The sequence below is a fragment of the Embleya sp. NPDC055664 genome, from assembly GCF_053618075.1.
On record NZ_JBSHGZ010000042.1, the window covers coordinates 89,552 to 100,222 of the forward strand.

Annotated in this window: 9 protein-coding genes; 5 read left to right on the forward strand and 4 right to left on the reverse strand. The window is 71.5% G+C overall.

Annotated elements, in window-relative coordinates:
• Positions 1 to 26: 26 nt before the first annotated feature.
• The gene (locus ACWGR4_RS41405) at positions 27 to 1,016 is read right to left on the reverse strand and encodes a hypothetical protein (RefSeq protein ID WP_452129097.1); all 990 of its coding nucleotides are present in this window, start codon (positions 1,014 to 1,016) and stop codon (positions 27 to 29) included.
• A gap of 235 nt (positions 1,017 to 1,251) precedes the next feature.
• Positions 1,252 to 1,854, reverse strand: coding sequence for a helix-turn-helix domain-containing protein (locus ACWGR4_RS41410; RefSeq protein WP_452129096.1), 603 nt, complete (start codon positions 1,852 to 1,854; stop codon positions 1,252 to 1,254).
• A 107-nt stretch (positions 1,855 to 1,961) separates the two neighbouring features.
• Between ACWGR4_RS41410 and ACWGR4_RS41415 the strand changes: the two genes are divergently transcribed.
• The 4 genes from ACWGR4_RS41415 to ACWGR4_RS41430 all read left to right on the forward strand — a co-directional run bounded on the left by ACWGR4_RS41415 (position 1,962) and on the right by ACWGR4_RS41430 (position 7,754).
• Complete coding sequence (locus ACWGR4_RS41415) at positions 1,962 to 3,380, forward strand: MFS transporter (protein WP_452129095.1); 1,419 nt, start codon at positions 1,962 to 1,964, stop codon at positions 3,378 to 3,380.
• 185 nt (positions 3,381 to 3,565) lie between these two features.
• Entirely contained in the window at positions 3,566 to 5,407 is a 1,842-nt protein-coding gene (gene asnB, locus ACWGR4_RS41420) for an asparagine synthase (glutamine-hydrolyzing) (protein ID WP_452129094.1), read from the forward strand.
• 81 nt (positions 5,408 to 5,488) lie between these two features.
• Positions 5,489 to 6,760: a cytochrome P450 family protein gene (locus ACWGR4_RS41425; protein ID WP_452129093.1), complete on the forward strand. Its 1,272-nt coding sequence runs from the start codon at positions 5,489 to 5,491 to the stop codon at positions 6,758 to 6,760.
• 7 nt (positions 6,761 to 6,767) lie between these two features.
• Positions 6,768 to 7,754, forward strand: coding sequence for an L-tyrosine/L-tryptophan isonitrile synthase family protein (locus tag ACWGR4_RS41430; protein WP_452129092.1), 987 nt, complete (start codon positions 6,768 to 6,770; stop codon positions 7,752 to 7,754).
• Positions 7,755 to 7,762: 8 nt separating this feature from the next.
• On the opposite strand, the gene ACWGR4_RS41435 is transcribed toward ACWGR4_RS41430, so the two are convergent.
• The gene (locus ACWGR4_RS41435) at positions 7,763 to 8,419 is read right to left on the reverse strand and encodes an FMN-dependent NADH-azoreductase (RefSeq protein WP_452129091.1); all 657 of its coding nucleotides are present in this window, start codon (positions 8,417 to 8,419) and stop codon (positions 7,763 to 7,765) included.
• Positions 8,420 to 8,621: 202 nt separating this feature from the next.
• Positions 8,622 to 8,993 carry a MarR family winged helix-turn-helix transcriptional regulator gene (locus ACWGR4_RS41440; protein WP_380009245.1) on the reverse strand — a complete coding sequence of 124 codons (372 nt, stop codon included), beginning with the start codon at positions 8,991 to 8,993 and terminating at the stop codon, positions 8,622 to 8,624.
• Positions 8,994 to 9,093: 100 nt separating this feature from the next.
• Here ACWGR4_RS41440 and ACWGR4_RS41445 point away from each other — a divergent pair, with 100 nt between their 5' ends.
• Positions 9,094 to 10,590, forward strand: coding sequence for an MFS transporter (locus tag ACWGR4_RS41445; protein WP_380009242.1), 1,497 nt, complete (start codon positions 9,094 to 9,096; stop codon positions 10,588 to 10,590).
• The last annotated feature ends 81 nt before the right edge of the window (positions 10,591 to 10,671 follow it).

Genomic DNA, 10,671 nt, shown 5'->3' on the forward strand with positions numbered 1-10,671 from the left:
CCCTTCGGCGTGCCCGCCGCACGACCTCAATCTTGTACCACGTCGTCCGCCGGCCCGTCGTCCCACTCCCATTGCAGGCCGTAGATGCCGGGGATCACCTCGGGAAAGACCGTGCAGGCGTGGCCAGTCGCCGCGATCCGGATCTCGCGGTGATCCTGCGCGGGCGCGTCGTGCCGGGGCCGCCACCCGGCCGTACACCGCACCGGCATCATGCGGCGGTCGAATCGCGCGCACAACACCATGGTCCGGCCGGGGAAGCGCACCATCCGCGCGTAGCCGGTGGAGACCACGGACGACGCGTAGGCGTAGCTGTACTCCACGACGGTCGTCTCGTCCTGCTGCAACGGCACGTCGAGAAGCAACTCGACTGCGGCGAAGCCGTGTTCACGATCGACCCGACGGCGGCCGAGCCGGCAGCCGACCAGCCGGGACAGGCCCAGGTCGGCGCCGAGGGACATCTCCGGCTTCGCCTCGGTGAGCAGGATCAGTCGGTCCGCCCGGGTGGCGACCGCGCGCAACACCTGGACGACATCGATGCGTTGCTCCTCGCGGGCCCGGCCGATGTGCACGTCGATGCGACTGTGCAGGCACTCCAGGCGGGCGTTGGTCCGCGGATCGAAGTCGGTCAGTACCCCCTCGACCGCGGGATCCCCGAACGTGCCGGTGTCGTCGAGCGATCCGGGGATGTGGTCGACCCAGCGGCCTCGGGGCCGGCGCGGGCCGAGCAGCACGATCAGCGCATCGGTGCGCAGGTGCAGCAGGTTCTCCAACGCCCGTACGGCAGCCAGGGAATCGGCCCGTTCGGGGCGACTGCGCCCGCGCTGCCAGTAGCTGAGGCTGGACACGCTCACCTGGACGCCCCGGTGGGCGAGTCGGCGCTGGATGCTCTCCAGGCTCAGTCCGCTCTCGCGGATCGCGATCCGCAGCGCGAGTTCGAACGGGCCCGAGCGCAACGCCCGATCAAGGTCGGCCGACTTCGCGGCACCGGCGTGGGGGAGTGAGGGAGAAATCGGCATGCACCTGCTCTCACCGGGAGCACTGTGCGGCCACGGCCGCGTGACTGCGCGGAATCTACCGCGACGCGCTTGTGCTCGGCGAGGGTTCGGGCCGGCCGTTGCCCGGATTTGCCATGCCGACCGGGAAACCCCCGGGTGGGCGCGGGCCTTGCGAACGGGAAAGTATCCCGGACCCGCCGGTGGGGGTGGTTCGGGCCCGCGCGTGTGCCGGCGCGGGGTCGACCGGCGACCGTCGTTACTCGGAGTCGGTGGCGGCGCGGGGTTTGGCGCGTACGTGCATACGTTCGCCCTGGCGACCGAAGAGGCTGAGCACCTCGACCGGCCGTTCGTCCGCGCTGCTGAACCAGTGCGGGACCCGGGTGTCGAACTCGGCGGCCTCGCCCGGGCCGAGGACCAGATCGTGCTCGCCGAGGATCAGCCGCAGCCGGCCCTCCAATACATACAGCCACTCGTAGCCCTCGTGGGTACGGAAGGTGGGCTCGGTGCCCCGGAACGGGATGATCATCTTGAACGCCTGGAGCGGGCCGGGGGTCCGGGTGAGGGGGATGAACGTACCGCCGCTGGGCAGCGGGTGCGGGTTCAGCCGGATCCGGGGATCCCCCACCTCCGGGGCGCCGACCAGATCGTCCAGCGGCACCCGGTACACGCCCGCCAGCGGCAGCAGCAACTCCAGCGTGGGTCGGCGTTGCCCGGACTCCAGTCGGGACAGCGTGCTCTTGGAGATGCCGGTCGTCTCGGACAGCGCGGCGAGCGTGAGACCACGCTCGGCCCGCAGCCGCCGAAGGCGGGGCGCGACCTCGTCGAGGACCGTCCGGTAGGGGAGTGCGTCGTCCGTCATGCGGGCATTCCACCGCGCCGTCCCCATCTTGGCAACACGAGTTGCCGGGGCGGGGGAGCCGGTGCAGCCTCCTCGCCATGACCTCAGAGATTTCGCGGGATGCGCCGGTGACACACGATGTGCGGCCGGCCTCGGGCTCGGTGCGGTGGGCGCTCGCCGGGCTGTGCCTGTCCATGTTGTTGTCCTCGCTGGGCACGAGCGTCGCCAATGTGGCGCTGCCGACACTGGCCGATACGTTCTCCGCCTCCTTCGCCCGCGTTCAGTGGATCGTGCTGGCCTATCTCCTCGCCATCACCACCGTGATCGTCGGCGCCGGCCGGCTCGGCGACCTGATCGGGCGCCGCCGACTGCTCCTGGTCGGGATCGGTGTGTTCACCGGGGGCTCGGTGTCGTGCGGCCTGGCACCGACCCTGGAGACGCTGATCGCGGCCCGTGCCGCGCAGGGCCTGGGGGCGGCCGTGATGATGGCGCTCACCATGGCGTTCGTCGGCGAAACGGTGCCCAGGGAGCGGACCGGGAGCGCGATGGGCCTGCTCGGCACGATGTCCGCGATCGGGACCGCGCTCGGTCCGTCGCTCGGCGGCGCGCTGATCGCCGGGCCGGGGTGGCGGGCGATCTTTCTGGTCAACGTGCCGTTGGGGATCCTGGCCCTGCTGCTTGCGCACCGACACCTGCCGAGTGACCGCCGCGAGCCCGGGGCCGACCGACCCCGCTTCGACCATGTGGGCACGCTGCTGCTGGCCGGAACGCTCGGCGCGTACGCCCTCGCGATGACTGTCGGGCGCGGCGGGTTCGGCGCGCTGAACGCGGCGCTGCTCGTGGCGGCCGGGCTCGGCGTCGTGCTGTTCGTACGGACCGAGGCGCGGGTCACGTCGCCGCTGATCCGGTTGGCGATGTTCCGCGAGCCGGCGCTGAGCGCGAGTCTGGCCACGAGTGCGCTGGTGTCGACGGTGATGATGGCCACGCTCGTGGTGGGGCCGTTCCACCTCGCGCGGGCGCTGGGCCTCGGCGACGCGCTCGTCGGACTCGTCATGTCGGTCGGCCCGGTCGTCGCCGCGCTCACCGGGATTCCGGCCGGCCGGATCGCGGACCGCTTCGGCGCACGGCGGATGACCGTCGTCGGGCTGATCGCGATATCCGTCGGCGCGTTCGCCCTGGCGCTGACCTCGGGACACCTCGGGCCGGCCGGCTACCTGGCGCCGATCGTGGTGACGACCGCCGGCTATGCGGTGTTCCAGACCGCGAACAACACCGCTGTGATGGCCGACGTCCGACCCGATCGACGCGGTGTGGTCTCCGGCATGCTCAACCTGTCGCGCAACCTCGGCCTGATCACCGGCACATCGGTGATGGGCGCGGTCTTCGCGCTCGCGTCGGGCGCACACGACGTGACCACGGCACGCCCCGACGCGGTGGCGGCCGGCACCCGGATCACCTTCGCGGTGGCGGGAGCCCTGATCGTGGCGGCGCTCGCCATCACGCTGCTCGCCCGACGCCCCACCGTGCGCCCCGCCCCGACCGCATGAACCAGGCCGCGTGGACCGAGCCGCGTGAACCCGCCCGCGCGAACCGCCCGCGCGGCCCGGGAACTTTGTCGGTCGGGCGGACGACTGCTCGGGTGGAACGACGAGGGCGGGGGCGCCCGAGCGGTGCCATCGCCCCCGCCCCGATCCCTCCGCAGCCGACGCCTCGACCGAAGGACGGATCACGCATGTGTGGAATCGCCGGCTGGGTGTGCCTCCGCCCCGACGGGCGCCCGCTCCGCCCGGTCGTCGAGGCGATGACCTCGACCCTGACCCGGCGCGGCCCGGACGCGGGGGGCGTATGGGCGGACGCACACGCGGCGTTCGGCCATCGACGCCTGGCCGTACTCGACCTCGCGGGCGGCGCGCAACCGATGGCGGATCGGCCCGAGGACCCCCGGGTGGTCCTCGGGTACAGCGGCGAGGTGTACAACCACCACGAGCTGCGCGCCCAACTCCGCCGCGCCGGGCACGAGTTCCGCACCCGCAGCGACACCGAGACGGTGCTTCGCGCCTACCTCGAATGGGGCGAGGAGTGCGCGGAACACCTGGAGGGGATGTACGCGTTCGCGATCTGGGACCTGCGGTACGACCGCCTGGTCCTGATCCGCGACCGTCTCGGCGTCAAGCCGCTGTACTGGGCGCGGGTACGCGACGGCATCGCCTTCGGCTCCGAACCCAAGGCCCTGTTCGCCCATCCCGAGATCGAACCGCGCGTGGACGCGGACGGACTGCGTGCGGCCTACGGGCTGCTCTTCGACACCGGTCCCACCGTCTGGACCGGGATCCGCGAACTCGAACCCGGCTCGATCCTCACCCTCGACCGGGCCGGGTTCCGCGAACACCGGTACTGGCAACTGACGGTGGGCGCACACCACGACGACCGCGACACCACCGTGGAACGGGTGCGCGCCCTGGTCGAACACGCCGCCCGCGGCCAACTGGAGGCGGACGTACCGGTGTGCAGCCTGCTGTCCGGCGGCCTGGACTCCACCGTGGTCACCGCGCTGCTCGCCGACGAACTGCGGCACCGCGAGGGCCCCGACGCCCGGCTCCGCTCCTACGCGGTCGACTACACCGACCAGGCCGACACGTTCACCGCCGACATACTGCGCACCGGCCACGACACCCCGTACGCCGCCGAGGCGGGCCGGTTCATCGGCACCGACCACGACACCGTGGTCCTGGACCCGCGCTCGCTGCTCGACCCGGAGCACCGACGCGCGGTCGTCGCCTGCCGCGACTCGCCGATCGGCGTCGGCGACATGGACACCTCGCTGTACCTGCTGTTCGGCGAGATCCGCCGGCACGCCACCGTCGCGTTGTCGGGGGAGGCGGCCGACGAAGTCTTCGGCGGCTACCCGTGGTTCCACAGTCCCGCCGCGCGCGCCGCCGACACCTTCCCCTGGCTCCTGGTCACCGGCGACGAGGCCGCGATGCCGCTGCATCCCGACGTCGCCCGCACGCTGCGCATCGGTGAATACCGGGCGGACACCTACCACACTGCGCTCGCCGCCGTGCCACACGCCGCACACGAGAGCGCCGAGGAGCACCGGCTGCGCGAACTGCGGCACCTGTCGCTGACCCGCTGGCTGCGCCAACTCCTGCACCGCAAGGACCGGTTGAGCATGGCCCAGGGGCTGGAGGTGCGGGTGCCCTACTGCGACCACCGGCTGGTCGAGTACGCCTACGACGTGCCGTGGTCGCTGCACTCCTTCGACGGTCGGGAGAAGAGCCTGCTGCGGGGCGCGGCCGGCGACACGCTCGCCCCGCGCTCGATCCGGGAGCGGCCCAAGAACCACTACCCGGCCACCCATCACCCCGACTACAACCGGGGATTGCAGGACCTGGCCCGGGACGCCCTCGACGGGCACGGCGGACGGGTCCGCGCGCTCGTCGACGAGACGGTGATCAGGTCCTGCCTCGACACGCCCGCGCACGAACTGCGGTGGGGGCACCGGTTGCGCCTGGAACGGTTGGTCGACCTCGGCCTGTGGCTGGACCTGTACCGACCGGAGATCACCATCTGAGCCCCGACCGGCGCCCGACCCACGCCGCCTGCCCAACCACCGCCCCCGCACCTGCACCGCACCGCCAGGGAGATACACCCCGTGACCCGGATCGAACCCGGTACGAACCGCCCCGACTGCACCACGAACGACCCGCACGCCGTCGAGCTGTACGGGCGCGAGTACAAACGCGACCCCTACCCCCTCTACGCCAAGCTCCGCGACGCCGGCCCGATCCATCGGGTGCGCTTCCCCAGCGGGGTGGGCGCCTGGCTGGTCACCGGATACGACGCGGCGCACGCCACCCTCAACGATCCCCGACTGGGCAAGAACCACGACCTGGGCAACGACCGTTGGCGGGCCCTCGCCTCGATCATGCCCGAGCCGCAACACACCGAACTCCAGGTGCATTTGCTCCACCAGGACCCGCCCAGGCACACCACCATGCGCCGCCTGGTCACCGACGCCTTCGCACCGCGTCGGGTCGACGCGCTGCGACCTCGGATCCAGAAGATCGCCGACGACCTCGTCGACGCCATGCCGGCCGGCGGGGGAGCGGACGTCGTGGCCTGCTTCGCGGCCCGCTTCCCGCTCCGGGTCCTCGCCGAAGTCATCGGCCTGCCCGCGGAGTTCGCGGCCCGGTTCCGGCGCGAGTGGTGCAAGGTGGTGCAGCCCGTCGGTCCCGGGGACCCGCGCCGGGCCGGATACGAGGCGCTGCTACGCGAACTCCAGGGCTACATCGCCGACCTGGTCGCCGATCGCCGGGCCGACCCGGACGACGACGGCCTGCTCGGCCGACTGGTTGCCGCGCACGCCGCCGGCCGGCTGATCCGGGCCGAGCTGGACTCGATGATCTTCCAACTCCTGGTCGCCGGCCAAGAACCCGTGACCAACCAGATCAGCACCGCCCTGATCACCCTCCTGCGACACCCCGGACACCTGGACCGACTCCACGAGGACCCCACGCTCCTGCCCACCGCCGTGGAGGAACTGCTGCGCTACGACAGCGCCTTCGAACTCACCACCTGGCGCTTCCTCGCCGCGGACGACGACCTGCACGGCACCGCCGTCCCTGCAGGGGACTCGGTGATCGTCTCGCTGTGCGCGGCCAACCGGGACCCGAAACGTTTCCCCGACCCGGACATCCTCGACTTCGACCGCAGCCCCAACCCGCACCTCGCCTTCGGCCACGGCATCCACTTCTGCCCGGCCGCCGCGCTGGCCCGGGTCGAACTCCAAGTCGCGCTCGGCACGCTCCTCGCCCGCCTGCCGGGCTTGGCCCCGGCCGTCCCGGTCGACGACGTCGAGTGGATCCCCGCCGTGCTCGCGCGCGGCGTCGACACGCTGCCGGTTACCTACACCGAGCGGGCGTGACCACGCCATGCACGCCATCGAGCGCCGAGACCGCCCGGGTCCCGCGCAGACCGCCGCGATCAGTGCCGCGATCCTGGAACTGCTCCTGCCACACCGCCGTGCGGCCGAACGCGACCTCGAACCGGGCCGCGAATCGGTCGCCGACTTCCCCGAACAACTTGACCGAGTGGCCGACTTCGTCGCCCGGGGCGAACCCGTCGTGTTCGCGCTGCCGGGATTCCCCTGCAAATCGCCCAACCCCGCCAAGGTCCTGGGACATCTGCCCGACGAGGGCGAACGGCTGAGCCTGGCCTTCCTGGACGGGCTGTGCGCGTCGGTGGCGGCCGTACACCCGCCCGGCGCCCGGATGTTGATCTGCTCCGACGGCCACGTCTTCGCCGACCTCGTCCGCGTCCCGGACGCGCACGTCGACGCCTACACCGACGAACTGCGCGCCGTCATCGCCGACAACGCCTTGGACCGGCTGAGCGTGTTCGACCTGCGCGACGTGCTCGGCGACGACCCGACCGGCCCGGCCGGCCCCTGCACACACGCGGACAAACGTGCCTGGCTGCACGCGCGCCACGCCCCGACCCTGGCCGAACTACGCGCCCAAGTCCGGTCCGACGAGGACACGTTGCGGCTGTACCGGGGCATTACCCGGTTCCTGTTCGAGGACACCGCCGACTTCCCCGGCACCCGATCCGCGCTGCAACGCGACTGCCGCGACCGGGCCTACGGCGTCATCCAGCGCAGCCGGGCCTGGAGCGACCTGATCGCCGAACACCACCCGCGCGCGGTGCGCCTGTCCATCCACCCGCAACGGCGCGGCGCCGACAAGTTCGGGATCCGCCTCTTGGATGCCCCCGATGTTTGGGCCACCCCGTGGCATGCCACCGTGCTGCGCCGCGCGGACGGTCGCGCGCGTCTACTGCACCGCGCCGAGGCCGCACGCCTGGGTACCCTGGTCCACCACGACGGCCGACCCAGCCACTTCCACCAGGCCGCCCACTGAGCGACGGGCTACCCCGCCGTCGCCGGATCCCGGCCGGCGAGTGTTTCCAGGGTCCGGTAGGCCCGTTCGAGGGACTGCTCGGCGAGCGGCTTCAGGGCGGCCATCTGCGGCACGACCGCGGCGAGCGTCAACTCGGCGGGTACGAAGGTGGTCAGGTCGTCGGTGCGGCCGATGGCCCCCAGGACGGCGCGCAGGTAGGGCTCCTGGTGGTCCCAACCCGCACGCGGCGTGCCCGGGGCGTACGAACCGCCACGAGGGCTGATCACGATCACGGACGTGCCCGCCAGGGGGCCGGGTTCGCCGCCGGGCACCGCCATGGTGGCCGGGGAGACGACCCGGTCCAACCAGGTCTTGATCGTGGACGGGATCGAGTAGTTGTACATCGGCACACCCATCACGACCGTGCTCGCCGCGCGCAACTCGGCGTTGAGCGCGGTGGTCAGCGCCCATTCGTCCGCCGGCGCGCCGTGTTCGGCGCCCGGGTCGACGAGCGCTTCGCGCACCGCGTGGGTCAGGTGCGGGATCGGCTGGGCGGCCAGGTCCCGGTAGGTGTACGCGCCGCTCGGGTGGCGTTCGCGCCAACGGGCGGCGAAGTGGGCGGACAGGAGCCGGGATACGGATCCGGTCCGACGCATGCTCGCGTCGAGATGCAGGAGGGAGGGCACGCTCGGGCCTCGAATCGTCGCGGTGTCGGTTCGGCACGGTGCCGGACGCCGTCGCGCGGCCGATCCGATTCCGGGATCGGCCCCACGGCGGCCGGCGATGACGACCGTAGACATTGACGCCGGCGTGAAGGCAAGCATGCCCGGCGCCCTCCGACCAGGCGTGCAGACCAGGCGTGCAGACCCGGTGTGCGGACCCGGTGTCTCAGACCAGGTGTTCGCCGAGCACGGCGAGTTGGGTCACCCGGGCCTGCTCGTGGAGGGCGCGGCCCTTGTCGGTGGCGATGACGAAAACGCCCCGGCGGTCGCTCTCGCACATCGCGCGCTGGACCAGGCCGCACTTCTCGAGGCGGGCCACGGCGCGTGAGGAGGCACTCTGGCTCAAATGCAGATCGACGACGAGGTCGTGGATGCGGGACTTGCAGCCCTCGGCGTCGACCAGGCGATCGAGGACCTCGTAGTCACTCATCGTGAGGCCATGCCGGGCCTGAAGGGCGCGATCGAGTTCGTGCGCCACCCGGCTGTACTGCGACAACAGCTCGCGCCAGCTCTCGATCAGCGGGTCCTTCGTCTTCATTGCGTCACGGTAGCGCCGCCCGTCGTAACATGCAAGCAAATTTATTGCACCCACATTTAATGCGTAGACATTCAATGCGTGCGCATGTACGTTCTTGCCCATGGCTTCAACAGTCGAGACCTACGCGGGACCGTCCTCCCGCGAGCACTCCGTCCCCTCGTCCTCCTCGTCGGCCGAAACACCGTCCGGTTCGCACTGGACCCCCAGACTCTGGGGCGTCCTGGCCGTGCTGTGCCTCGTGCTCTTCCTGGATGGCCTCGATGTCTCGATGGTCGGCGTCGCGCTGCCGTCGATCGGCCACGAACTCGGTCTGTCGGCGACATCCCTGCAATGGATCGTCAACGGCTACATCCTCGGCTACGGCGGGCTGCTCATGCTCGGCGGTCGCACCGCCGACCTGCTCGGCCGCCGCCGGGTCTTCCTGATCGCGCTCGCCGTGTTCGCCGGCGCCTCGCTGCTCGGCGGCATGGTCGACAGCGGCGGCCTGCTGATCGCCACCCGCTTCATCAAGGGCCTGGCCGCCGCGTTCACCGCGCCCACCGCCCTGTCCATCCTCACCACGACGTTCCCCGAGGGCCCCGCCCGCAACCGGGCGCTGTCCGTCTTCTCCGTCTTCGGCGCCAGCGGCTACTCCTCCGGCCTGATCCTCGGCGGCCTGCTCACCGAGTTCGGCTGGCGCTGGACCTTCCTGATCCCCGTGCCGCTCGCCATCCTGGCGCTGATCGGCGGCTGGTTCCTGATCCCGCGCGACCGTCCCGCCGACTCCGGCGGCCACGACGTGGTCGGCGCGATCACCCTCAGCGGCGGCATGTTGCTGGCCGTCTACACCGTCGTCTCCGCTCCCGAACGCGGCTGGGGCGCACCGCTGACCCTCGGTTCGATAGTCCTGGCCGCCGCCCTGCTCACCGCGTTCGTCCTGGTCGAGAAGCGCATCGCGCACCCGCTCGTGCGGTTCGGCATCCTGCGTGTCGGCACCGTGGTCCGGGCCAACCTGAGCATGGTCGCGCTGATGGGCTCCTACATGAGCTTCCAGTTCATGATGACCCTCTACCTCCAGGACGGACTGGGCTGGTCCGCGCTGCGGATGGCGCTCGCGCTGCTGCCCGCCGGCCTGGTCGTGGCCTTCGGGTCGCCGTTCACCGGCAAGCTGATCAACCGCTACGGCACCGCGCCGCTGCTGATCGCCTCGATGGCCTCGATGAGCCTCGGCTACGTGTGGTTCCTCGCCACCGCCGGCACCACGCCGAACTACGCGTTCGCGGTGCTGCCCACCATGCTGCTCCTGGGCGGCGGCTTCGCCTTCGGGTTCAGCGCGATCATGGCCCAGGCCACCGAGGGCATCGAGGACTCCGAACAGGGTCTCGCCTCCGGCCTGGTGCAGACCTCCGGCCAGGTCGGCGCGGCCCTCGTGCTCGCCGTGGTCACCGCGCTGACCACCGGCGCCAAGGCCGGCGACGCCGACTTCGGCTCCTACCGCCCCGGCGCCAACCTGGTCACCGCCGTGGCTGTGGTCGGACTCCTGCTCAACCTGGTCCCGCTGCTCGGCGCCAAGCGTCGCGGCATCGACAAGGACGATTCCATCGCGAACGTCCGGTAGCCCGGACGGCGCGCGGACGGCTCGACGTCCGCAACGGGGAGGCGGGTGCCGGCCCCGGATTCGAAAACACGAATCCGGGGC